Source organism: Mesorhizobium humile, from assembly GCF_033977215.1.
Classification (GTDB): domain Bacteria; phylum Pseudomonadota; class Alphaproteobacteria; order Rhizobiales; family Rhizobiaceae; genus Mesorhizobium; species Mesorhizobium humile.
In genome coordinates, this window is the sequence record NZ_JAVIIV010000012.1 from 1 (window position 1) to 23,163 (window position 23,163).

At 64.9% G+C, this 23,163-nt stretch carries 19 protein-coding genes; 9 read left to right on the forward strand and 10 right to left on the reverse strand.

Annotated elements, in window-relative coordinates; all coding sequences use genetic code 11:
* Positions 1–135 precede the first annotated feature (135 nt).
* Positions 136–552: an RNA polymerase-binding protein DksA gene (gene dksA, locus RFM52_RS18490; protein ID WP_095765270.1), complete on the reverse strand. Its 417-nt coding sequence runs from the start codon at positions 550–552 to the stop codon at positions 136–138.
* 249 nt (positions 553–801) lie between these two features.
* Between dksA and RFM52_RS18495 the strand changes: the two genes are divergently transcribed.
* From RFM52_RS18495 to RFM52_RS18510, 4 genes are all read left to right on the forward strand, one after another.
* Positions 802–1,305: a SixA phosphatase family protein gene (locus RFM52_RS18495; protein ID WP_320295792.1), complete on the forward strand. Its 504-nt coding sequence runs from the start codon at positions 802–804 to the stop codon at positions 1,303–1,305.
* A 63-nt stretch (positions 1,306–1,368) separates the two neighbouring features.
* Positions 1,369–2,835: a YcjX family GTP-binding protein gene (locus tag RFM52_RS18500; RefSeq protein WP_320295793.1), complete on the forward strand. Its 1,467-nt coding sequence runs from the start codon at positions 1,369–1,371 to the stop codon at positions 2,833–2,835.
* Complete coding sequence (locus tag RFM52_RS18505) at positions 2,832–3,914, forward strand: YcjF family protein (RefSeq protein WP_320295794.1); 1,083 nt, start codon at positions 2,832–2,834, stop codon at positions 3,912–3,914. The genes RFM52_RS18500 and RFM52_RS18505 overlap by 4 nt, the downstream gene beginning before the upstream one ends.
* A 99-nt stretch (positions 3,915–4,013) precedes the next feature.
* A complete protein-coding gene (locus RFM52_RS18510; protein WP_320295795.1) occupies positions 4,014–4,568 on the forward strand; it encodes a hypothetical protein in 555 nt (184 codons plus the stop codon).
* Positions 4,569–4,642: 74 nt separating this feature from the next.
* Here RFM52_RS18510 and RFM52_RS18515 read toward each other — a convergent pair whose 3' ends face one another.
* The 3 genes from RFM52_RS18515 to RFM52_RS18525 all read right to left on the reverse strand — a co-directional run bounded on the left by RFM52_RS18515 (position 4,643) and on the right by RFM52_RS18525 (position 7,348).
* Positions 4,643–4,909, reverse strand: coding sequence for a hypothetical protein (locus RFM52_RS18515; protein ID WP_320295796.1), 267 nt, complete (start codon positions 4,907–4,909; stop codon positions 4,643–4,645).
* Between the two features lie 181 nt (positions 4,910–5,090).
* Positions 5,091–6,299, reverse strand: a complete 1,209-nt coding sequence (locus RFM52_RS18520) for an MFS transporter (RefSeq protein WP_320295797.1) — start codon at positions 6,297–6,299, stop codon at positions 5,091–5,093.
* 59 nt (positions 6,300–6,358) lie between these two features.
* Positions 6,359–7,348 (reverse strand): AraC family transcriptional regulator, encoded by a 990-nt coding sequence (locus RFM52_RS18525; RefSeq protein WP_320295961.1) that lies wholly within the window; start codon positions 7,346–7,348, stop codon positions 6,359–6,361.
* 142 nt (positions 7,349–7,490) lie between these two features.
* Here RFM52_RS18525 and RFM52_RS18530 point away from each other — a divergent pair, with 142 nt between their 5' ends.
* Positions 7,491–9,326: a monovalent cation:proton antiporter-2 (CPA2) family protein gene (locus tag RFM52_RS18530; RefSeq protein ID WP_320295798.1), complete on the forward strand. Its 1,836-nt coding sequence runs from the start codon at positions 7,491–7,493 to the stop codon at positions 9,324–9,326.
* A gap of 10 nt (positions 9,327–9,336) precedes the next feature.
* Positions 9,337–9,885, forward strand: coding sequence for a DUF924 family protein (locus RFM52_RS18535; RefSeq protein WP_320295799.1), 549 nt, complete (start codon positions 9,337–9,339; stop codon positions 9,883–9,885).
* A gap of 10 nt (positions 9,886–9,895) precedes the next feature.
* Here RFM52_RS18535 and folK read toward each other — a convergent pair whose 3' ends face one another.
* The 3 genes from folK to folP are packed head-to-tail and all read right to left on the reverse strand — an operon-like array spanning position 9,896 to position 11,608.
* Positions 9,896–10,408, reverse strand: a complete 513-nt coding sequence (gene folK / locus RFM52_RS18540) for a 2-amino-4-hydroxy-6-hydroxymethyldihydropteridine diphosphokinase (protein WP_320295800.1) — start codon at positions 10,406–10,408, stop codon at positions 9,896–9,898.
* Positions 10,392–10,751 carry a dihydroneopterin aldolase gene (gene folB, locus RFM52_RS18545; RefSeq protein ID WP_140642958.1) on the reverse strand — a complete coding sequence of 120 codons (360 nt, stop codon included), beginning with the start codon at positions 10,749–10,751 and terminating at the stop codon, positions 10,392–10,394. Before folB ends, folK begins: the two co-directional genes overlap by 17 nt.
* Positions 10,752–10,753: 2 nt before the next feature.
* Positions 10,754–11,608 (reverse strand): dihydropteroate synthase, encoded by an 855-nt coding sequence (gene folP, locus RFM52_RS18550; RefSeq protein WP_320295801.1) that lies wholly within the window; start codon positions 11,606–11,608, stop codon positions 10,754–10,756.
* An 84-nt stretch (positions 11,609–11,692) separates the two neighbouring features.
* On the opposite strand from folP, the gene RFM52_RS18555 reads away from it, so the two are divergent.
* Positions 11,693–12,313, forward strand: a complete 621-nt coding sequence (locus RFM52_RS18555) for a DUF922 domain-containing Zn-dependent protease (RefSeq protein ID WP_320295802.1) — start codon at positions 11,693–11,695, stop codon at positions 12,311–12,313.
* Positions 12,314–12,513: 200 nt separating this feature from the next.
* Positions 12,514–13,989 (forward strand): MDR family MFS transporter, encoded by a 1,476-nt coding sequence (locus RFM52_RS18560; RefSeq protein ID WP_320295803.1) that lies wholly within the window; start codon positions 12,514–12,516, stop codon positions 13,987–13,989.
* Between the two features lie 225 nt (positions 13,990–14,214).
* Here the strand turns inward: RFM52_RS18560 and RFM52_RS18565 are convergent, their stop codons facing one another.
* The 3 genes from RFM52_RS18565 to RFM52_RS18575 all read right to left on the reverse strand — a co-directional run bounded on the left by RFM52_RS18565 (position 14,215) and on the right by RFM52_RS18575 (position 16,360).
* Complete coding sequence (locus tag RFM52_RS18565) at positions 14,215–15,246, reverse strand: NAD(P)/FAD-dependent oxidoreductase (protein ID WP_320295804.1); 1,032 nt, start codon at positions 15,244–15,246, stop codon at positions 14,215–14,217.
* A 325-nt stretch (positions 15,247–15,571) separates the two neighbouring features.
* Positions 15,572–15,892 carry a 2Fe-2S iron-sulfur cluster-binding protein gene (locus tag RFM52_RS18570; protein ID WP_127253704.1) on the reverse strand — a complete coding sequence of 107 codons (321 nt, stop codon included), beginning with the start codon at positions 15,890–15,892 and terminating at the stop codon, positions 15,572–15,574.
* A 99-nt stretch (positions 15,893–15,991) separates the two neighbouring features.
* Positions 15,992–16,360, reverse strand: a complete 369-nt coding sequence (locus RFM52_RS18575; RefSeq protein ID WP_320295805.1) for an Hpt domain-containing protein — start codon at positions 16,358–16,360, stop codon at positions 15,992–15,994.
* 301 nt (positions 16,361–16,661) lie between these two features.
* Between RFM52_RS18575 and RFM52_RS18580 the strand changes: the two genes are divergently transcribed.
* The gene (locus tag RFM52_RS18580; RefSeq protein WP_320295806.1) at positions 16,662–23,078 is read left to right on the forward strand and encodes a kinesin; all 6,417 of its coding nucleotides are present in this window, start codon (positions 16,662–16,664) and stop codon (positions 23,076–23,078) included.
* Positions 23,079–23,163 lie beyond the last annotated feature (85 nt).

The following is a 23,163-nucleotide window of genomic DNA, read 5'->3' on the forward strand; positions in this document are numbered from 1 at the left end:
GCTTTAAGTGTTTGATTTTAAGCATGTCTTTGTCCCGAAACCGGGCCCACTTTCGGGAGACATGCTTTAGGAACTGAAAAACAAAATGGCCGGAAACCCGGCCATTTTGACGTTCTTTGCTTTCCAGCCCGCGTGTCAGTCGTCGCGATAAACCTTCTCGCGACGCTCGTGACGCTCCTGCGCCTCGATCGACAGCGTCGCGATCGGACGCGCGTCGAGCCGCTTCAGCGCGATCGGCTCCCCGGTCTCCTCGCAATAGCCGTAGGTACCTTCGTCGATGCGCTGGAGCGCGGAGTCGATTTTCGAGATGAGCTTGCGTTGGCGATCGCGGGCGCGCAATTCGATGGCGCGGTCGGTTTCGGAGGAGGCGCGATCGGCTAGGTCGGGGTGGTTGGCGTTTTCCTGCTGCAGGATTTCGAGGGTTTCGCGTGCTTCGCGGAGAATGTCGTTCTTCCAGGTGATAAGCTTTTGACGGAAGTACGATTTTTGCCGTTCGTTCATGAACGGCTCGTCTTCGGAGGGTACGTAATTGGCGGTTACGATATCGTTCATTCGACTCACCCAACAACCCCAAATTTGGCGCCTATATATTCGGGGATAAGAGCCTGCACAAGCGCTATCGGCTACAGTTTCACGCAATTGTTAGTCTCGCATCGGCCGTCCGAACGACGACTTTGTTTCAACCGCATAAAAACGAATTCGCACATGATTCGTTGCAGTTGCTGGCGCCGCCCATTGTGCATGACTTGGTTCTGGTGACTAATCGCGCTTTGCCAGGAAGGTGGCGCCATGGGGGTTCGGTTGAGTAGGCTTTATCTGTTGCGGCATGCCAAAGCCGGCTGGGCGATGCCCGGCGTGCGCGATTTCGACCGCCCGCTCGACGAAACGGGAATGGCCGATGCCGAAGCGATCGGAGAGGCCATGCGGGCCCGCAACTATGTGCCGGACGTCACCCTCTGCTCCAACGCCAAGCGGGCAAGGCAGACGCTGGAAGGCCTGGCGGGACGCGCCGACACCGGCCGGGTCCTGTTCTTCGACACGCTCTACAGCGAGGACGCGGCTGGCTATCTCGACATCATCCGTAAAAACGGCGGCGCCGGTCAGCTTCTGGTGATCGGCCACAACCCCATGACCGAGGATCTTGCCATGGCGGTGTCGGGCGACGGCGACGAGGCGGCGCGCGGGATGATGAACCACGGTTTTCCGACCTCCGGCCTCGCCGTGGTGCGCTTTCCCGGCAACCTTGCCGAGGCGGCGCAGGGCAACGGCTATCTCGAAGCCTTTCTCACGCCCGCCGATCTCTGAGCCCATTTCAAACGCGCAATCCAGCGCCTATATCGGGCGCTGACGCGCAACCAGAGGCCCGATTTGGCATCATCGCTGACCAGTTTCACCGACGAGGCAAGGATTGCGCTCGACACGCTGTCGGGCCGCGCCGCCGGGCTCTTCTCTCCGTCGTTGCGTCTTGGCGTCACCGGCCTTTCCCGCGCCGGCAAGACGGTGTTCATCTCCGCCCTCGTCCACAACCTCATCCATGGCGGGCGCCTCCCGCTGTTCGAGGCGCAGAAATCCGGCCGCATCGCCCGCGCCTTCCTTGAGGAGCAGCCGGACGACGCTGTTCCGCGTTTCCAATACGAGGACCATGTCGCGGCTTTGGTCAACGACCGCATCTGGCCGGACTCCACGCGCGCCATCTCCGAACTCCGGCTCACCATCGAATATGAGTCGGCTTCCGGCTGGAATCGGCTGTTTTCAGCCGGAAAACTATCCGTGGACATCGTCGATTATCCCGGCGAATGGCTGCTCGACCTGCCGCTGCTCGGCAAGTCCTTCGCCGACTTTTCGCGCGAGGCGGTCGAGCTGGCCGCCCTGCCCGTCCGTTCCGATCTCTCGCAAGCATGGCGCGAGCTGGCCTCGGCCATCGATCCCGATGCCGATGCCGATGAGATGACCACGCGGCGATTGGCCGAAAGCTTCGCCGCCTATCTCAAGGCCTGCAAGCTCGACGAGCGCGCGCTGTCGACGCTGCCGCCCGGCCGTTTCCTGATGCCGGGCGATCTGGAAGGCTCGCCGGCGCTCACCTTCGCGCCGCTGATGACGCTGGCGCAAGGCCGGCCGCGCTCCGGATCGCTGCAGGCGATGATGGAGCGCCGCTACGAGGCCTATAAGACGCATGTCGTCAAACCGTTCTTTCGCGAGCACATCACCCGCCTCGACCGGCAGATCGTGCTGATCGACGCCATGCAGGCGCTCAACGCCGGTCCGGCCGCCATGGCCGATCTGGAGCGCGCCGTGACCGAGATCCTGTCCTGCTTCAGGCCCGGACGGGGCAATTTCCTGACCGATTTCTTCTCGCGCCGCATCGACCGCATCCTGGTGGCCGCGACCAAGGCGGACCATCTGCATCACGAAAGCCATGACCGGCTGCAGGCGATCGTGCGCCGGCTGACCGACCGCGCCGTCGCGCGGGCGAATTTCAGCGGCGCCGCCGTCGACGTCGTCGCCATGGCCGCGGTTCGCTCGACCCGTGAAGGCACGGTGAAGCAAGGCCGCGAGACGCTGCCGGTCATCATCGGCACCCCGCTGAAGGGCGAGAAGATCAACGGCGAGACATTCGACGGGAAGACCGAAACCGCCATATTCCCGGGCGATTTGCCGGAAAAAGTCGATGCGGTGTTCGCCGGATCGCCGCCCGACAGCACCGAGCCGGCGATCCGCTTCGTGCGCTTCCGCCCGCCGAAGCTCGAACGCACCGCCGAAGGCGTCACGCTGTCCTTGCCGCATATAAGGCTCGACCGCGCGCTGCAGTTCCTGATCGGAGATCATCTGGCATGACCGTGCCCCGCAAACCGGCGGCCTTCCGCATCGAGCCCGAGGCGGAGCCGAGGCCGCAAGCGCCGCAGAACCGCATCGCCGAGGAACAACCGGCGCGCAGGCCGCGCGCCGCGCGGGCCGACGTAGCAGTCGTGATCCCCTCGGCAGTCGACGTCTTCGACGAGCCGGACATCGAAGCCGCGGCCCCGCCGCCGGCGACGGCGCCAAGAAAGCGTTCGCTGCTGGCCCGGCTGTTCTTCGGCGCTCTCGGCGTGCTCGTCTCGCTGGCGGTCGGCCTGTGGGCGGACCAGCTGATCCGAGACCTGTTCGCGCGCGCCGAATGGCTTGGCTGGCTGGCGGCCGGCATGGCGGCGATCGCGCTGCTTTCGCTGATCGTCATCCTCATCCGCGAATTCCTCGCCATCGCCCGCCTGGCCGAAGTCGAAAAGATGCAGAAACGGGCGCTGGATGCCGTGGCGCGCGACGATCCCAAGGCCGCACGCGCCCTGGTCGACGAGCTCTCGGCCTTCGTCGCCGCGAAACCCGAGACCGCGGCCGGGCGCCGTTCGCTTGCCGAACTGCGCGGCGAGATCATCGACGGCGCCAATCTGGTGCGGCTGGCCGAGACCGAAATCCTGTCGCCCCTCGATGCCCGCGCCAAGATCATGGTTCTCGAGGCGGCCAAGCGCGTGTCGCTGATCACGGCGGTCAGCCCCCGCGCGCTGGTCGACATCGCCTATGTCGTGTTCGAGGCTGGGCGGCTGATCCGGCGGCTCTCGGAACTTTATGGCGGCCGTCCCGGCACGCTCGGCTTCTTCCGGCTGGCGCGCGGCGTGCTCGCGCATCTGGCGGTGACCGGCTCGATCGCGGTGGGCGACAGTTTCGTGCAGCAGATCGTCGGCCACGGGCTTGCCGCGAAGCTCTCGGCAAAGCTCGGCGAAGGCGTGGTCAACGGCATGATGACGGCGCGTATCGGCATCGCCGCAATGGAAACCGCCCGCCCCTTGCCGTTCATCGCCGTGAAGCGCCCCGGCCTCGGCGATTTCCTCTCGGCACTGACCTCCTTCGCGACAAAGAAAGACGGTCGGACGGACCAATAGGGTAAACGCGAATGCCACCGCGAGTGACGAAGCATTAACCAATCTTCTCCATGGTCAGCCAGGTCCCAAGAATAGACTCTTTCGTGCCGGGTGTCGTCGATGAGAAGCGTAATCCTGTCCTGCGTCCTGCCTGCCACCATTGCGATTGCCGCGCCACTCGGCCTCGTCGAAAAGGCCTTTGGCGCAGAGCCGGACAAGCAGTTTTTCCGCTCCGTCGAAGGCAGATGGGTCGGCCCTGGCGAGATCATCGCGGGCAAGTACAAGGGCACCAAATTCACCTGCGATTTCAATGGCTCGACGCCCGCCAGCAAGCTCGGCATGACGCTTGACGGCGGCTGCAGGGTCGGCGTGTTCACGCAAAAGATGTCGGCCAGCGTCGAACGCAAGGGACGCGATGGTTATAGGGGCACCTTCATGGGCGGCTCGACCGAAAGCGGCATGGACATTGTCGGCGGCAATGTCGTCGACGCCCAGAAGGTCGTCTTCACCATCAACCGCAAGCAGTTGAACGGCGTCATGCAGGCGCGTGTCCCCGACGGCAATTCGATGACCGTGACGGTGGCCGTGCGCGTCAACGATCAGCTGGTCCCGGTGATCGGCATGAGCCTGAAGCGGATCGATTCGGTCGAAGTCGGCGCCATCGCCAAGAACTGATCGGGCGCTCGGTCGCGCAAACAAAAAGGCGGCGGCCACTTGGCCACCGCCTTCGCATTCATCGATGGTTGAGCTCAACCCTTGATGGTGGCGGTCAGCTCGTCATAGGCCTTGCAGGCTTCGTCGAGCGTCGTCGCGCCCTGATACTTCGTCGTCACGGCCTGCACCTTTGCGGTCAGGTCGGCCGCCTTGGTCGGATCCTTGGTGATGGCTTCCTGGAGCGCGGTGGCCATGTCCTGCGCCTTCTTGGCGGCCATCTCCTGCGTGCATTCCGGCGCCTTGGAGCAAGCGGAACCGGCCAGCGCCGCAACACCGACGGCAACGAGCAAAAACTTCTTCATGTCAATCATCTCCTCAAAAAAGGCAGCCGCCCATCGCGGCCGCCTCCAATGGCCGAAGCCGAACGTGCCATAACCGCTGATTGTGGCGGCACGCAACGAGCGAACCGCATAAACTTGTGTAACCAGGCTGCAATATCGCGGCGGACCGGAATTCAGTCCGCCGCGTCAGCTGGAGCAAAGTTCAGTCGCGAGGCTGCAGCAGCGCCAGCACCACCGTCGACACGGCAAGGATGGCGGTCAGGGTCAAGGGCCCCGTTGCGCCATAGGTGTCCACGACATAGCCGCCGACAACCGCGCCGGTGGTGATGGCAACTTGGAAAGAGACGACCATCAGGCTGCCCGCTGCTTCCAGCGCATCAGGCGCCGCGCGCGACAGATTGGTCGGCAGCACCACCGGCCCCATGCCGAAGGCCAAGCCCCAAAGTGTGACGAACCCGAATGCAACGCCGATGTGCACACCCCAAAGCACCAATGCCAGCGCCGCGAATGCCATCAACGCCGCAGTAACCACCAGAGCCACGCGGATATTGGCGTCGGCCATGCGACCGCCGGCAACGTTGCCGACCACGGCGGCGATGCCAAATCCGAGCAGGGCCAGCGCAATTGGCCCGGTTGCCAGGAGCGTCACCTGTTCGAGGAAGGGACGCACATAGACTGAGCCGGCAAAATGCCCCGTCATCAGCAGAAGAATGGCAAGCATGCCGAGTTGAATGCCGCGCCGCCGTGTCAACCGGAACACGTCCCCAAGACTGTTGCTGGCTGTTGCAGGCAAGGTCGGCAAGCTCAGCAACTGCAGCAGCCCGGCAACCACGGCCAGTCCCGCTGTCATGGCCATGGCGCTACGCCATCCCAGCCAGTCGCTGATCAACGCGCCCATCGACGGCGCGGCGATGGTGGCAAGCGAGACGCCGAGGGTGACGATACCCATGCCTCGACCTGTCGCATTGGCGCCAACGAGCCTTGCTACGACCGCAACCGAAAGGGCCCAGAAGGCGCTGATCGCAATTCCGAGCCCAGCCCGGCCGAGCAACAACAGCCAGAAATTTGGCGCCAGCGCCGCAAGAATATTGGAACCGACCGCCAAGGCGCTGAGGCCAACCAACACCGTCTTGCGGTTCAATCGGCCGATGAGGACATTGCTCAGCATGGCCGTCACGGCGCCGACGGAAGCGGTGGCGGTGACGACCTGCCCGGCCGTTCCCTCGCTGATGCCGAGATCGCGCGCCATCGGCGTCAACAGACCTGCCGGGAGGAATTCGGCGGACACCAGGGCAAAGCTGGTGGCGGCCAGCGAAATGACCGCGAACCAAGTGGTTGCGTTCCACGCGACTGGCGCGGCGGCATCAAGCTCCAGCGCCCCGTCTTCAAGCTGTAATGTTGTGTCTGTCATCAGAATATCTCCAAAGATTGGAGATACTCATAGACGAGTCCTTTCGGATGATATGTATCCTAAAATCCGAAATTCATGTCAATTCGTCCGGAAATTGTGCGACGCACAACGCCCGGCGAGACGTTGGTGATGCGCTTGAACGCGCGCGCGAAGGATGCCTCGGAATCATAGCCCAAACGGGTGGCGACCTCGGCGACGGACAAGCCGTCTTGGCCCAGCAACTCCCGGGCAAGCTGCATGCGCAGACGTGCGAGATAGCGTGCGGCACCCTCCCCCAACATCGCGCTGAAGCGCTCGGCGAAAATCGAGCGCGATTGGCCTGCCAGGGCTGCGAGGCTTTCGAGCGTCCAGTTGTGGCCGGGGTCACGGTGCATTGCTGCCAGAGCGCGTCCGATATGAGGGTCGCGGATGGCGGCGAGCCAACCTGTGGTCGAGGCTCCGGTGCAATTGACCCAGCAGCGGATAAGCCGGGCTGCCAGCAAGTCCGCCATGCGCGACAGAATAGTGGCGCTGCCCATCTGCGGTTGCGCGGCCTCGGCCGTCATGGCCGCCAGCAAAGGACCAACGACCGGGTCATTGCCAGCCACGTCGCACCCCTTGATGATCGGCGGCATCAACGGGATCAGCGGGTTAAGCGCACAGGCGCCCAAGGTCATGGAGCCGCAGAAAAGGGTGCTTGTCGCGCCCGTTCCTTGCCGCACCACCTCGCAGACATTGCTCCCCAACTTGGTCACCTGGCAACCTTCGAGCGAATCGCCAGCGACGTCTGGCGCACTGGCCAGCCGGTGGGCGATGCCTTGCGGCAGCAGCACCAGATCGCCATCGCGCAACTCCTGCCAGCCTTCCGCATCGGTATGGATCCAGCACGGGCCCTGGCCGACAAAGTGAAAGCGAAGCAACGGCTGTTGCGGAAACGCGATGCTCCATGGATGGCGCAGCTCGCAGCGGCCATAGTTGACGCCACTCAAGCGAAAGTCTTGCAGGACTTCGCTGAGCGCATCCATCGGGATATAAGTCGCCGGCGACGGCCGGGACGAATAGTCAGGCATTGGCGTGATATAGATGCCGAACGTCCGGCAGGCAAGCGGAGGCCGCTTCAACGGCCGCCTACCCGTCCTGGCAGGCCCGCTGCCCTTGCCTCCCGCTCCCGGTGCATGCAAGGAGTGCTTCGAGTAGAACAGGAAGGCAGGCATGGCGGTTGAAGGCTCGGGCAGCGATCTGGTGCAGGTGGTGGCGCTGCTCGCCGCGGGCGTCGTCGCCGTGCCGATCTTCAAGCGCATGGGGCTGGGTTCGATCCTCGGCTACCTCGCCGCCGGCGTGCTCATCGGCCCGTTCGGCCTGCGCGTCTTTTCCGAATCGGGATCGATCCTCCATGTCGCCGAGCTCGGCGTCGTCATGTTCCTGTTCATCATCGGCCTGGAGATGCAGCCGTCGCGGCTCTGGGGGCTGCGTCGCGAGATCTTCGGCCTGGGTGCCTTGCAGGTCGGCGTCTGCGCCGTGCTTCTGACCCTGGTCGGACTGGCCGGAGGCTTTCCCATCGCGCAGTCCTTCGTCGCCGGCGCCGGCTTCGTGCTGACCTCGACGGCGATCGTCATGCAGTTGCTGGAGGAACGCGGCGAGATCGCCGCGCCGAAAGGCCAGCGCATCGTCTCGATCCTCCTGCTCGAAGACCTGACGATCGTGCCGCTGCTGGCGCTGGTGGCGTTCCTCGCGCCCGGCGGCGCCGAAACCAGCCTTTCGGAGCGGCTGACCGAAGTCGGCATCGGCATCGCCGCGATCGTCGGACTGGTCGTGGCGGGCCGTTACCTGCTCAACCCGCTCTTCCGCATCCTGGCCGACGCCCGCGCCCGGGAAGTCATGACCGCCGCGGCGCTTTTGGTGGTGCTGGGATCGGCCCTGGCCATGCAGCTTTCCGGCCTGTCGATGGCGATGGGCGCCTTCCTCGCCGGCGTGCTGTTGTCGGAATCGACCTTCCGCCACCAGCTCGAAGCCGATATCGAGCCGTTCCGCGGCATCCTGCTCGGCCTGTTCTTCCTCGCCGTCGGCATGTCGCTCGACCTGGGCGTCGTGGCCCACAACTGGCGGCTCGTCGCCGTCTATGTTGTCGCCTATATGGTCATGAAGGCGCTCGGCATCTACATCGTCGCTCGTATTCTGAAGAGCGGCCACCGCGAGGCGCTCGAACGTGCCGTCTTCATGGCGCAGGGCGGCGAGTTCGCCTTCGTGCTTTATTCCTCCGCCGCCGCGGTCGGCATCATCGACGGGCAGGCCAACGCCACGCTGACCGCCATCGTCATCATCTCCATGGTGCTGACGCCATTGGCGATCATTGCGCTGCGTTACCTCACCCCGCGCGACGAGCAGTCCCTCGACGGCGTCGACATCGCCGACGGCCTAACCGGCAGCGTGCTGATCATCGGCTTCGGCCGCTTCGGCCAGATCGCCAGCCAGCCGCTCTTGCTGCGCGGAATGGACGTCTCGATCATCGACAACGAGGTGGAGATGATCCAGGCGGCGGCCGATTTCGGCTTCAAGGTCTATTACGGCGACGGCACGCGGCTGGACATCTTGCATGCGGCCGGCGCCGGGCGCGCCCGGGCCGTCCTGATCTGCGTCGACAAGCCGGACGCGGCCGTGCGCATCGCCCAGCTGATCAAGGCCGAGTTCCCTCTAGTCACCATCCTGGCGCGCGCCTTCGACCGAGGCACCGCGCTGCAGCTGGTGCGCGCCGGCGTCGACTATCAGATGCGCGAGACTTTCGAATCGGCGCTGGTCTTCGGCGGCTCCGCCCTGGAGGCGCTTGGCGTCGATCCGGAAGAAGTCGCCGAGGTCATCGAGGACGTGCGACGCCGCGACGAAGCGCGCTTCGAAACGCAACTGGCCGAAGGCGTGCGCGCCGGCCAGCGCTTCCTCAAGGGCAACATCGGCACGCCGATCCCGACGCCGCTCACCCAGCCGCGCCGTGCCGGCCGGGCGCTGAACCAGGAAACCGCGGTCGTGCTGAACAACGCAGAGACCAAGAACTGAAGGGCAACGCATGGCAGAGCTCGATCCGCGAGCGCTTTCCGTTACAAAATTCTGGCGCGATGCCGGCGAGGACGCCTGGTTCGAGAAGAGCGACGCCTTCGACGCGGATTTCCATCAACGATTTCTCGACCTGCATTACGCTGCCGCGCGGCGCGAATGCGACGACTGGAACGCGCACGCCGAAGGATCGCTGGCGCTGATGATCCTGCTCGATCAGTTCCCGCGCAACTGCTTCCGCGGCACCGGCCACATGTGCGCGACCGATCCGCTGGCCAGATACTTCGCCGACAGGGCGATCGCAGCGGGCCAGGATATGGAACTGGAAGAACTGGTTCGCGTCTTTCTCTATCTGCCCTTCGAGCATTCCGAATTGCTGGCGGACCAGGAGCGGTCGGTGCAACTGACAGCCGCCAAGGCGCCCGACTACCTGAAATATGCCGAGGAGCATCTCGAGATCATCCGGCGCTTCGGACGCTTCCCGCATCGCAACCGGATGCTCGGCCGCGCGACGACCGCCGAGGAGCAGGCATTTTTGGACGGCGGCGGTTTTTCCGGCTGAGCAGCCGGCTTTACCCAAGCCACCATTCGCGGCCGGACGGCAGCCGCTCGATGCCGGAAATATCGACGGCGCCGAGCCGTTCCGACACGCTCCTGCCGGCGACCGAAAGCCCCGGCGCGATCTCGGCCAAGGGCGCCAGCACGAAGGCGCGCTCCAGCATGCGCGGATGCGGCACTTCGAGCCCGGTCTCGTGGATCACCCGGTCGCCGAACACCAATATGTCGATATCGATCAGGCGCGGGCCCCAGCGCTCCTCGCGCACGCGCTTCAATCGCTTCTCGACATCGAGGCAAAGGTCGAGCAGCGCGCGTGGCGAAAGCGTCGTCTCGATCGCGGCGGCGGCGTTGAGGAAATCGGGTTGGTCGAGCTTGCCCCAGGGCGGCGTACGGTAAAGCGAGGAGACGGCGGTGACACGCGTCGCGTCGTCGCCATCCAGCATACGCAATGCCGCGCCCATGGACTTCGCCGGGTCGCCGAGATTGCCGCCGAGACTGAGGTAGACAGCGCTATTCTGGCCAGACAACGGTCACCTCGACGTAATCGAGCACGCCAGGCACCGGCGCGTTGGGTTTGCGCACGGTGATCTCGGCCTTCCTGATCTGCGAAAACCTGGCCGTCAGCGCCTTCGCGACCTCCAGCGCCAGCGCCTCGATCAGGAAGCGGCGATGTCCTGTCACGATCTTCTCGATGACCGCGAAGGCGACGCCGTAATTGACGGTATCCTCGATGGAATCCTCCGTCAGCGGACGGCTGGGTTCGACCGTCAGCTCGGCATCGACATAGAAACGCTGGCCAAGCGTCTCCTCCTCGTCCAGCACGCCGTGGCGGGCGAAGAAGGCGCAGTTCTTCATGCGGATGACGTACATGATCAGTGTCCGGGAGGAAGCTCGGTTTCGCGGGCAAGCATAGCATCGGTGACCGCCAGCGCATCCACGTTGATTGCGACATCGTGGACGCGAAACAGGTCGGCTCCCTTCAAGCGAAGGATGACACTGGTGGCCGCCGTGCCGGCTGCCCGGTCGGCGGGCTCGCGCCCCGTCGCGTTGCCTATGAAGCGCTTGCGCGAGGTCCCGGCCATCAACGGATAGCCGAGCGCCTGGAGCTCGGAAAACCGCGCCATCAGGTCGAGGTTTTCCTCCGCCGTTTCCTTGGCGAAGCCGAAGCCGGCATCGAGCACGATCTGGCTGTCGGCGACCTTGGCGGCGCGCGCGATCTCCAGCGATTTGCGCAGGAAGAGGAACTGGTCCTCGATCACGTCGGGCAGCTTCTGCCGTTCGCGCCCGGTATGCATGATGACGAGCCCGGCTCCGGTCTCAGCGGCGACGCGCGCGATGCCCGGCTCGCGCTGCAGCCCCCACACGTCGTTGACGATATGGGCGCCTGCGGCGACGCCAAGCCGAGCGGTGTCCTCGCGATAGGTGTCGACCGAAATCAGCGCCTCGCCGGAAGCGGCGAGCGCCGCGATGACCGGCAGCACGCGCGCCTGCTCTTCCTCGGCCGAGATCGGGGCGAAACCCGGCCGCGTCGATTCCCCGCCGACATCGATGACGGCGGCGCCCTCTTTCACCATGCGGCGCGCCTGCTCCAGCGCCTTTTCAGGCGCGATGAACAGCCCGCCGTCCGAAAAACTGTCGGGCGTCACATTGAGGATGCCGACGACGACCGCCTTCGGACCGAGGTCGAGATAGCGTCCATGCGCCAGCTGCCATCGCCTTGTCGTCATTGTCCATCAACCATGCGTGATCCGCGCGAAATCAATTTCGTTGCGCTGGCGACGGCCCTAAAGCAAGGTGCGTGAAGAGGCAATATGATGAAGCGACCCCTGCTCTGCGCTCTGATGCTCGCCTTGACCGCCATGCCGGCGGGCGCGGCCAATCTGGTCAAGACCTACAGCTATTTCAGCGTCGGCGGCCGCACGCTCGACGATATCCAGAACCAGCTGTCGAGGAACGGGCCCGAGGTGAAAAGCACCGGCTCGCGCCATCCCGGCGCCACGCAGATGGCGTTCACGACCCGCATCAGCTATGCGCAGAGCGCGCAGTCCTGCCGCGTCGCCGACGCGGCCGTCACCGTGAAGGTCAAGGTGATCCTCCCGGAGTGGCGGCGCCCGCGCAAATCCGATCCCGACGTCAGGCTGTTTTGGGACACGCTGTCGGCCGACATCAAGCGGCATGAGGAGCGCCATGTCGAGATCGCCAAGAACCATGCGCGCGCGCTCGAGGATGCGCTGAAGGCCGCTCCTGTGCAGAAGACTTGCGAACAGGCGAAGGTGAAGGCCGCCGCGATCCAGGTAGCCGAGCTCGCCAGGCACGACCAGGACCAGTTGCGCTTCGACCGGGTCGAGAGCGTCAATTTCGAAAGCCGTATCCTGCGGCTGATGCGCTACCGCATGGAGCGCGTCGAAGCCGGCCAACTGCCGCCGCCTTGACCTGCGGGAGCCCAAGGCCAATTTCACCCAAACATGGTGCCAGATCGCAGAAATTTTCGAGCGGCGGTCGAAATCGGCCTATATCGAACGACATATAGCGGTTCGAAACACCCCGGACCCTCATCCGCGATGGGAATGAACGGCGCGACCGGCCAAAGCCGTCTTGGCGCGCCAGGCATCAGCCTTTGAAAGAATGACGCATGGACCAGACCGTCGAAACGATGGCGACGAAAGCCGCGCCGATGAGCGAGAGCGAGAAGAACGCCATCATCGGCGGCGTGCTGTTATCGATGCTGCTGGCGGCCCTTGATCAGACCATCGTAGCTCCTGCCCTGCCCACGATCGCTCGCTCGCTCGGTCATGCCGAGTATCTGCCGTGGATCGTCACCGGCTATCTTTTGACCGCGACCGCCATGGCGCCGCTCTACGGCAAGATTTCCGATGTCTACGGACGCCGTCCCGTCATCTACGCCGCCATCCTCGTCTTCCTGCTCGGGTCGCTGGTCAGCGCGCTTGCTCCCAACATGCTGGTGCTGGTCATTGGCCGCGCCATCCAGGGCGCCGGCGGCGGCGGTCTCTTCGCGCTGGCCCAGACGGTCATCGGCGATCTCGTGCCGCCGCGCGAACGAGCGCGCTATGCAGCCTGGATCTCCGGCACCTGGGCGGTCGCCAGCGTCGCCGGTCCGCTGCTCGGCGGAGTCTTCGCCGAGCACCTGCACTGGTCGCTGATCTTCTGGATCAACCTGCCGATCGGCTTCCTGGCCATGGCCATCATCAACAATCCGCTGAGGAAGCTGCCGATCGCGGCCAAGAACCACCGCATCGACGGCCTGGGCGCGGTGCTGCTGGTCATCGCCACGTCGCTGCTGCTCCTGGCGCTCAACTGGGGCGGCAGCGCCTATCCCTGGTTCTCCCGCGAAATCCTCGGGCTGGTCGCCTGCTCGGCCGTGTTCTGGGCCTTCTTCGCGCTAAGGCTGCTGAGGGCAGCCGAGCCTTTGATCTCGCTGGAAGTCCTGAGCAACCCGATCGTGCTTGCCGGCACACTATCGATGTTCCTGCTGCAGGCCGCCAACATCGGCGCGTCGGTCTACCTGCCGGTCTATCTGCAATCGATCGTCGGGCTTTCGGTCAGCGAATCCGGCACCGCGATGCTCGGCCTCCTGCTCGGCACGGTCGCCGGCGCGACCTTCAGCGGCCGCATGATCCCACGCTTCGTCCACTACAAGCGCATCGCCATGATCGGCGTCAGCCTGGCCATTGTCTGCATTGGTCTGCTCAGTGCCATTGCCGAACACGCCTCGCTGCTCGAGGTGGAAATCCTGACCACTCTGATCGGCCTGGGCAGCGGAACCACATTCCCGGTTGCCACCGTCTCGGTCCAGAATGCCGTCGATCGCGCGCATCTCGGCGTCGCGACGGGCGTGCTGACCTTCCTGCGCACGCTGGGCGGCGCGCTCGGTGTCGCCATGCTTGGCGCGGTTGCGCTCGGCTACGGCCTGCCGCTCTCCGCAGAAGGCTCGCAGACGCATATTCAGCTGGCATCGGCGTTGCCGTTCGTGATGATCTTCGTCGCCGCCGGCATCACGCTCGTTCTGACGCTTGTCGCGCTCTTCCTGATGCCGGAAAAGGAATTGCGCGGCCGCGAAGAGCATGCCGCGCCCGTGCTCGCGGAGTAGACTCATCTGCGGCGTGTTGAGGTATGTCGAGATTCAGGTCAGGCCGAGTCGAGAATGGTGGCTTCCGAGAACCGGCCTACGCCGGCCGTAGCCTTCATAGAACGGAGACACTTATGAGGGCTTCGGCCGGCGAAGGCCGGAGCGGAGCGTACTTTAAGTACGTGAGCACCGGAAGCGCAGGAAGCTGCCGTTCGCAGGCCGGCCTCACCTGAATATCGGCGTACCTCAGTCGTGGACGCCGAGCTTCTTCTGCAAGCTGGTCGACGAGGTCGTGTACTGGAAGACTATGCGCTCGCCCGGGCTGACGATGCGCTTGGCGGCCTGCGCCATCAGCGCCACCTCGTGGAAGCCTGACAGGATCAGCTTCAGTTTGCCGGGATACCAGTTGATGTCGCCGACGGCGAAGATTCCCGGGACCGACGTCTGAAACTTCTCGGTATCCACCGGGATCAGATTCTCGTGCAGGTTAAGGCCCCATTCGGCGATCGGCCCGAGCTTCATGGTGAGGCCGAAGAATGGCAGCATGCGGGTGCACGGCACCTCGACGTCGCCGCCCGGGCCGCCCTTGATGGTCGCTGAAGCAAGCTGACCGTCGGCGCCGGCAAGGCCGCTGACCTGGCCGACCAGGAATGCGAGCTGCTTCATTTCCTGCATGGCATACATCTTGTTGACGCTGTCGGGCGCGGCCCGGAATTCCGGGCGGCGATGAACCAGCGTCACGCTTTTGGCGATCGGCTGCAGGTTGAGCGTCCAGTCGAGCGCCGAATCGCCGCCGCCGACGATGACGAGGTCATGGCCGCGGAATTCCTCCATGCGCCGGACGGAATAGAAGACGCTCTTGCCTTCATACGCCTCGATGCCCGGAATGGGCGGGCGCTTGGGCTGGAACGAGCCGCCACCGGCGGCGATCACCACCACCTTGGCTTCGAACATCTCGCCTTCGTCGGTCGCGACGCGAAAGGTTCCGTCCTCGAGCTTTTCCAGGCTCGACACCATGCGATTGAACGTGAACTCCGGCTTGAACGGATGGATCTGCTCCATCAGCTTGTCGACAAGGCCTTGCGCGGAGATCGTCGGCCAGCCGGGAATGTCGTAGATCGGCTTCTCCGGATAGAGCTCGGCGCATTGCCCGCCGGGACGGTCGAGAATGTCGATGAGATGGCATTTCATGTCGAGCAGGCCGAGCTCGAACACGGCAAACAGCCCGATCGGCCCTGCCCCGACAATGAGAACGTCCGTCTTGATGGTCTCACTCATGCGCTGCGCCCCTTTTTGGGAATGAAGCGAGACTGCATGAGCTATCGCCTGCTGCCAAGCAGCCAGCGCGAAAGAAAATTTGGAAGGTGATTAAGGTGTGTCGAGATTCAGGTCAGGCCGAGTCGGAGTCGAAGACGGGCGCGAAGCGACCAAACAAGGTGGGTTCCGAGAACCGGCCTACGCCGGCCGTAGCCTTCATGGAGCGGAGACCCTTATGAGGGCTTCGGCCGGCGAAGGCCGGAGCGGAGCGTACTTAAAGTACGTGAGCACCGGAAGCGCAGGAACCGGCATTTGCAGGCCGGCCTCACCTGAATATCGACGCACCTTAACCCTGGCGTTCGGGGACCCGAACGATTAGCCCATCGAGCGCGTCGCGCACCTTGATCTGGCAGGAGAGACGCGAGTTCGGCTGGACGTCATAGGCGAAGTCCAGCATGTCCTCTTCCATCGCCTCCGGCTCGCCGACCTCGGCCGTCCATGCTTCATCGACATAGACATGGCAGGTCGCGCAGGCGCAGGCGCCGCCGCATTCGGCTTCGATGCCGGGCACCGCGTTGCGGATCGCGTTTTCCATGACGGTCGAGCCGTTTTCGGCCTCCACGTCAAACCGGGTCCCGTCATGGGCGATGTAAGTCAGCTTTGTCATTAAGTCACCTGAGGAGTCGCAGCCGAGATAATCACTCCACCGGACAAGTCAACTGCGGCGCGAAAGCGCCACGAAATGACGTTTTTCAAAAAGATGGTGCTAGCGGCTGATCCCGGCGATGAAGTCGCGCACTTCCTCGATCAGCGTGCTGAGCCTCTTGAGCGCCCGGACGTCTTCCGGCTGACTTTCGATGATCGCCGCGCAATCGGCCACCGCAAAGGCGCCGATGCCGCGCGCCGAGCCCTTCAGGCCATGCGCCAGCAGCACCCTTTGCCTGGCGTCGGCGTCGGCGATCTGGTCGCGGACGGTGAGCGACTGGTGGACGAACAGCGCCAGCACCTCGCGTTCGAGGTCGCGGTCGCCCATCGTCTGGCGCGCCAGATGGCCGAGATCAACCGGTCGGGCTCCAGCCGTTCCGGAGGCATCTCCCCCCGGCATGGAAAACGCAATACCACTTTCGCCACGCATACGCACTGCAACTCCATAAAGCGGGCAGACGGGCCCAAGAAAATAGGCGACTCCGGTCGCCAACGGGTTAACGACTGCAGGCGAAAAATGTTGTCACGGAGGCAGTCGGATCACGTCTCCGTTAACCTTATATTTAAAGTTTTACGTATCGCCCGGAATGCATGTTTTCTTTACCCCTGTGTGTCATTACGATACGAAGGTCCATTTTTCAGCCTCCTGCTCGGGATAGACAAGCCAGAATCGGGCCAGAATCAGGCCAAAATCATAAGTCCCGCGGCAGCTAGTACAGGGTAGCGAAGGCATGGCTAAGAAACCAACGACGACCAAGTCTCTCGAGAGTGACGTAGCCGCGGAACTGGAAAAGGCGCTTGACCTTGACCTTGACGGCGACGACGGCGGCCTCGACATGGCGGCGTCGATGGAGGACCTCGAAGCGCAGATTTCGGCGGCAGCCGACGAGTTGGCGCGCGAAGGCCGCAGCCAGAGGACGGAGCCGGCAAACAATCCCCAGCCTGCCACCTCCCAGGCTCCCAAGGCGCCAGCGGCCAAGCCTGCCGAGTTGCGTCCGGTCGAGCCGCGCAATGGGCAGTCGACCGGCTTTACCCCTCCCGCAGGTTTCACGCCCGCCAATGACGACCGCCAGAAGGACTACAAGACGCTGCTGCACAGCCTCAACCGGCGTGCGTCGAGCACCGTCTACTGGGTGATCGCCTTTATCTCGCTGGCCTGGATCGCCGGCGCCGGCGGCCTGGCCAACCTGTTGTTCGGCCCCGGCATCTGGAAGATCCGTACCTTCGACCAGTTCTTCGCCCGTCCAGAGCTGATCGGCCTTGCGGTTGCCGCGATCGTTCCGGTCATCCTGTTCTGGGCGTTTGCCGCCATGATCCGGCGCGCGCAGGAAATGCGCATCGCCGCGCAATCCATGACCGAGGTCGCCTTCCGCCTTGCGGAGCCTGAAAACCTCGCCCAGGACCGTGTCATGATGATCGGCCAGGCCGTTCGCCGCGAGGTGGCGGCCATGGGCGAAGGCATCGAGCGCACCCTGGCCCGAGCGGTCGAGCTCGAAACGCTTGTCCACGGCGAAGTCAGCCAGATCGAACGCTCCTATTCCGAGAACGAAGCCCGCATCCGTTCGCTGGTCGATGGTCTCGGCAGCGAGCGCGAGGCGGTCGTCACCCATGCCGAGCGCGTGCGCGCCTCCATTGCCGGCGCTCACGAGACGCTGCGCGACGAGATCGGCGCGGCCAGCGACATCATCCGCGACTCGATCCTCAACGCATCGACCAAGCTGTCGATGACGATCAACAATTCCGGCGACACGCTGATCGATCGCATCAATGAAAGCTCGACGTCGATCTTCGATTCCGTGGAATCGCGCCTGGACAACATCACCGACCGTCTTTCGACCTCCGGCGAGGCTTTCGCGAGCCTCCTCGACACCCGTATCGCCAAGCTGACCGACACCACGGACGGCCTGACCCGTTCGCTGACCGACCTGCTCGACGACCGCACCCATGGCATGGTCTCGCTGCTCGGCGGCGCGGCGCGCACCTTGAACTCGGAGTTCGAGGCGAGCCTCAGCGGCATCGAACGGACGCTGGCCGAACGCGGCCAGGCGCTGATCAGCGAATTCCAGACCCGCGCCGAGGCGCTCGACACCGGCACGCAGAAGCTCAACGCCGCCCTCGAAGCGCGCGCCCGTCAGATCAACGAGACGATGGTGGAGCGCGCCAAGGAAATCGCCCACGCCTTCGCGGAGAGCAAGGACACGCTGTCGGCGATGATCGATCAGGGCAAGACCCAGATCGGCGCCGATATGGCCGACATCATCTCCTCGACCTCCTCCATGCTCGAAGCCCGCGCCACCGACTTCGCCGGGCGTATGGAAGCAGCCCGACATGTGGTGTCGCGCTCCTTCGATTCCGACATCCAGCGGCTGGCCGATGCCCGTGTCGGCATCGAGGAAGCCGTCGACAACCACAGCCGCGCGCTCTCGGAAAGCCGCGAACGCATGGCTGCCGCAATGCAGGAGGACCTGGCGAAATTCGCAGAGGGCCGCGCGGCGATCGATGCCGCCGTCACCAACCAGGTGCAGAAGCTGGCGGAAGGCCGCGGCCTGATCTCGCGTGCGCTGGAAGAGGATCTGCGCAAGGTCAACGAGTCGCGCGCCGCCATCGATGCGTCGCTGGGCAGCCATCTGGAGCAGCTCGAGGAAGGCCGCAACCGCCTGTCTCAGGCCATGAACGAAGACTCGGGCAGACTTGTCCAAGCCCGTACAATGATTGATGAAATGGTCGCCGGCCATGTCGGGAAGCTGGCCGAGGGCCGCAACATCCTGGCGCGCGCGCTGGAGGCCGATCTCGGCAAGCTGCAGGACAGCCGCGCCTCGATCGACGGCCTTGTCGCCGGTCAGGTCGAGAAGATCGCCGAGGGCCGCGCCGTGCTCGCCAAGGCGCTCGAAACCGACATCATCGGCATCCGCGGCTTGATCGAGACCCACTCGACCAAGGTCGCCGAGGACCGCGGCGAACTTAGCCGCGCGCTTGAAAGCGATCTGAGCGGCATCCGCGGCCTGATCGACAGCCACGCCGGCAAGCTCGCCGACGACCGCAGCCTGCTGTCGCAGACATTGGAAGCCGACCTCGCCAAGCTGGCGGAGAGCCGTTCCAGCATCGACGGGCTGGTCGCCGGCCAGGTCGAGAAGCTCGCCGAAGGCCGCGATATCCTCAAGCGCGCCCTGGAGGCCGACCTCAACACCATCAAGGGTGCCATTGCGGGACACTCGGACAAGATGCTGGAGGATCGCTCGCAGCTCTCGAAAGCGCTCGAAGCCGACCTGCAGGCCGTCAGCGGCGCCGTCGCCGATCACCAGAACAGGCTCGCGCAGGATCGCGCGACCTTGTCTAGCGCCTTGCAGGATGATCTGCAGAATGTAAGCGGCGCCATCGCCGACCATCAGAACAGGCTCGTCCAGGACCGTTCGGTGCTGTCGAAGTCGCTGGAAGACGATCTCGCCAAGCTGGCGGAGAGCCGTTCCAGCATCGACGGGCTGGTAGCCGGCCAGGTCGAGAAGCTCGCCGAGGGCCGCAATATCCTCAAGCGCGCGCTGGAGGCCGACCTCAACACCATCCAGGGCGCCATCGTCGATCATTCGCATAAGATCACCGGCCACCGCGCCGAGCTTTCGCGCGCCCTCGATGCCGATATGGCCAATGCCAGCGGCCTCATGCAGACCCATGCCGACCAGCTGTTGCAGAACCGCGCGACGCTGTCCAAGGCGCTCGAGGACGATCTTGCCAAGCTCGCCGAGAGCCGTTCCAGCATCGACGGCCTTGTGTCCGGCCAGGTCGAGAAGCTCGCCGAGGGCCGCGACATCCTCAAGCGCGCCCTGGAGGCCGACCTCGCCAAGCTTGCCGAAAGCCGTGCCTCGATCGACGGCCTTGTCGCCGGCCAGGTCGAGAAGCTTTCGGAAGGCCGCGACATCCTTACCCGCGCTCTTGAAGCCGACCTCGCCAAGCTCGCCGAGAGCCGCGCCGGCATTGACGGCCTTGTCGCGGGCCAGGTCGAGAAGCTGGCGGAAGGCCGCGATGTGCTTACACGCGCCCTTGAGGCCGATCTCGCCAAGCTGGCCGAAAGCCGTTCCGGCATCGACGGCCTCGTCGCCGGCCAGGTCGAAAAGCTCGCAGAGGGACGCGATATCCTCAAGCGCGCCCTCGAAGCGGACCTTCAAAAGCTGAGGGAAAGCCGCTCGGAGATCGACGACGTCATCGCCGGCCATGTCGGCAAGCTGTCCGAAGGCCGCGACATGCTGGCCAAGGCCCTGGAAGACGATCTCGTCAAGCTCGCCGACGCGCGCAAGGACGTCGATCGTTCGGTGTCCGGCCATATCGACCAGATCGCCGCCAGGAGCAGCGACATCTCGGCCGCCATTGCCGCCGACGTCGAGAAGATCGAGCAGGCCTTCAACCGGCAGACCGGTGTCATCGAGGAGCGCGCCGGCACCATGGAGCGTGCGCTGTCGACCGGCGTCGACAATGTCCGCGGCGTGCTGGAAAAGACCGCCGTGTTCGTGGCGGGCGCGTTGCGCGACAAGGTCATGGAAGTCACCAGCACCCTGCACGAGCAGGCCGGTGAGGCTTTCAGCGACGCCGACCGCAAGATCGCAGAACGCGCCGAGCAGACTTCCGCCGCACTGCTTTCCAGGGCCGAGGACATCGCCCAGGCCTTCGAGGCGGCGGACCGCCGCCTGCACGAGCGCGCCCAGGATACGTCCAATATGCTGATGGCGCGCGCCGACGACGCCTCGAACGCGCTGATGGCCCGCGCCGAGGAAACCGCCGACAAGCTGGCTGCACGCGCCGGTGACATCGCCAATACCTTCGATGCCGCCGACCAGAAGCTGGTTGCCCGCGCCGTCGAAACGGCGCAGTCGCTGGCTGCCCGCGCCGGCGACATCCTGCGCAACTTCGAGGGAGCCGACGAGCGGCTCTCGATGCGCATCACGGAATCGGCCGAAGCGCTGGCCGCCCGTGCCACCGATCTCGGCCGCATCTTCGACGGTGCCGACCAGCAGCTGATGGCGCGCATCGCCGAGGGTTCGGAAGCGCTTTCCGCCCGCGCCGGCGAAATCGGCCGAATCTTCGACGACGCCGACAACCGCCTGGTGTCGCGCATTGCTTCGACCAGCTCGACCATCGGCGAGCATGCCGACACGATCGTCGGTGCCTTCGCCGCCACCGAGCAGCGTGTCGCCGACCGTGCCCGCCAGACCGGGCAGGAGCTTGCCGTGCATGCCCGCGAGATCGAGCAGGCGCTGGCCGGCGCCGACGAGCGGCTGGCCGCAAGCGCCTCTGCCGCTGCCGCCCGCGTCGAGGACCAGGTCGCGAGCGTGGAAAACCGCCTCGCCTACACCGCCGAGACCATGGGCCAGAAGCTCAACGAGCAGGTCTCCAGCGCCGAGGCCCAGCTGATCGCGCGCGCCAACGTCATCGCAGAGACCTTCACTGCGGTCGGCCAGCATATTGGCCAGAGCACCAACGAAGCCGCCAAGACCATCGGCGCCAACACCCGCGAGCTCAACACCATGCTGGCGGCGCGTTCGGCCGAGATGGCCAAGATCCTCGACGAGACGGCCAAGCCGTTGGTCGAGCGCTTCGCCCAGGGCGGCTCCGAACTGCAGCGCAGTATGGAAGAAGTCACCGAACGGGCGGCCGAGAAGTTGCGCAGCGAAAACACGAACCTCGTCAACGCGCTGGCCAGCCGCACGGCAGAGACGCTTTCGGCCGTCGAAGGCGCCCGCTCCTCACTTTCCGACAGCGTGGCCGATCTCATCGGCCGCATGACGACCTCCAGCGCGCAGCTCGGCCAGTTGATCGAGCAGGCTGCCGTCAACCTTGGCCAGGTCGAGGAGCGGCTCTCGGGCAGCACGCAGAGCTTCGCCACGACCACGGAGAAGGCCGCACAGACCTTCGCCAGCTCGGCGCGTCTGGTCGATTCCAACACGACGCGGCTCACCGACCTGTCCTCGGCGACGCTGCGCGAGGTGGCCTCGATCGCCACCAAGTTCGACGAGCACAGCCGCCTGCTCTCCAGCGCCTCGAATTTGCTCAGCTCCGCGCAGAGCAATCTCGAGCACACGCTGGAGCGTCAGTCCTCGCTGGAAGACCTCGCCGTCGGCCTGGTCAAGAAGTCGGAAGACCTCGAGAAGGTGATGCGTTCCTTCGAAAGCCTCGTCGGCCAGACGATGCAGACGGCGGAGGGCCGCACGATGGAATCGGCGGAAAAGATCCGCACCGCCATCGCCGAGGTCGTCGATTCGGCGACGCGTCGCTTTGCCGACGCGACCGAGGAGATGCGTCGCACCGCTGGCTCGATCAAGAGCGAGCTCGACCTGACCCGCGCCGAGCTGAAGAAGGGCGTCATCGAGATGCCGGAAGAGGCCAAGGAATCGACCTCGGCCATCCGTCGCGCTGTCGCCGAGCAGATCAATGCGCTCAAGGAACTGTCGGATATCGTTGCGAAATCCGGCCGCAGCGGCTCAAGCGAACAGAGCGAACCGCGCGGTCTGCGCCCTGCTCCGCAGGCGCCGGCCCGCGCCACCGAGCCGCCGCTGCGCCGTCCGCCCGCGCCGCAGCCACAGCCGCAACCACAGCCAACGGCTCGCGCTCCGCAGGCGCCGCTTGCAGAGACCACGCTGCGCGGCACGCTCGACCTGGAACGTCCCGCCGAGGCGCCGCGCCGCGATCCGAACGGCAAGCCCCCGCAGGGTGGCTGGGTGCGCGATCTCCTCACCAACGCCTCGCGCGAGGAAGAGCTGCGGCCGGCAGCGCCGGTGGAGGCGCCGCGCGCGACGCCTGCCCAGCGCTCGCCGCTACATGTCATGGAGTCGCTCAACTCGCTCTCCGTCGACATCGCGCGGGCCATCGACCATGACGCCTCGATCGAGCTCTGGAACCGCTACCGGCGCGGCGAGCGCGACGTGTTCACGCGTCGCCTCTACACGCTGAAGGGCCAGCAGACTTTCGACGAGATCCGTCGCAAGTACCAGGCGGAGGCAGAATTCCGCGCCGCGGTCGATCGCTACTGCGAGGATTTCGAGAAGTTGCTCAAGGATGTCGCGCGCAACGACCGCGACAACATCATGGCACAGACCTATCTGACGTCGGACACCGGCAAGGTCTACACCATGCTGGCCCACGCCAGCGGCCGGTTGCACTGACGCAGCCAAGCAGAATCGGAACTAAAAAGGCGGGTCTCGACCCGCCTTTTTCATGTCCATAAGTTGGATTGTCGGCCTGGCCGAG

Coding starts and splice junctions, on each gene's coding strand:
- dksA (WP_095765270.1), bottom strand. CDS start 552: ATGAACGATATCGTAACCGCCAATTACGTACCCTCCGAAGACGAGCCG.
- RFM52_RS18505 (WP_320295794.1), top strand. CDS start 2,832: ATGACCGTGCCCCGCAAACCGGCGGCCTTCCGCATCGAGCCCGAGGCG.
- RFM52_RS18510 (WP_320295795.1), top strand. CDS start 4,014: ATGAGAAGCGTAATCCTGTCCTGCGTCCTGCCTGCCACCATTGCGATT.
- RFM52_RS18515 (WP_320295796.1), bottom strand. CDS start 4,909: ATGAAGAAGTTTTTGCTCGTTGCCGTCGGTGTTGCGGCGCTGGCCGGT.
- RFM52_RS18520 (WP_320295797.1), bottom strand. CDS start 6,299: ATGACAGACACAACATTACAGCTTGAAGACGGGGCGCTGGAGCTTGAT.
- RFM52_RS18525 (WP_320295961.1), bottom strand. CDS start 7,348: ATGCCTGACTATTCGTCCCGGCCGTCGCCGGCGACTTATATCCCGATG.
- RFM52_RS18530 (WP_320295798.1), top strand. CDS start 7,491: ATGGCGGTTGAAGGCTCGGGCAGCGATCTGGTGCAGGTGGTGGCGCTG.
- RFM52_RS18535 (WP_320295799.1), top strand. CDS start 9,337: ATGGCAGAGCTCGATCCGCGAGCGCTTTCCGTTACAAAATTCTGGCGC.
- folB (WP_140642958.1), bottom strand. CDS start 10,751: ATGTACGTCATCCGCATGAAGAACTGCGCCTTCTTCGCCCGCCACGGC.
- folP (WP_320295801.1), bottom strand. CDS start 11,608: ATGACGACAAGGCGATGGCAGCTGGCGCATGGACGCTATCTCGACCTC.
- RFM52_RS18555 (WP_320295802.1), top strand. CDS start 11,693: ATGATGAAGCGACCCCTGCTCTGCGCTCTGATGCTCGCCTTGACCGCC.
- RFM52_RS18560 (WP_320295803.1), top strand. CDS start 12,514: ATGGACCAGACCGTCGAAACGATGGCGACGAAAGCCGCGCCGATGAGC.
- RFM52_RS18565 (WP_320295804.1), bottom strand. CDS start 15,246: ATGAGTGAGACCATCAAGACGGACGTTCTCATTGTCGGGGCAGGGCCG.
- RFM52_RS18570 (WP_127253704.1), bottom strand. CDS start 15,892: ATGACAAAGCTGACTTACATCGCCCATGACGGGACCCGGTTTGACGTG.
- RFM52_RS18575 (WP_320295805.1), bottom strand. CDS start 16,360: ATGCGTGGCGAAAGTGGTATTGCGTTTTCCATGCCGGGGGGAGATGCC.
- RFM52_RS18580 (WP_320295806.1), top strand. CDS start 16,662: ATGGCTAAGAAACCAACGACGACCAAGTCTCTCGAGAGTGACGTAGCC.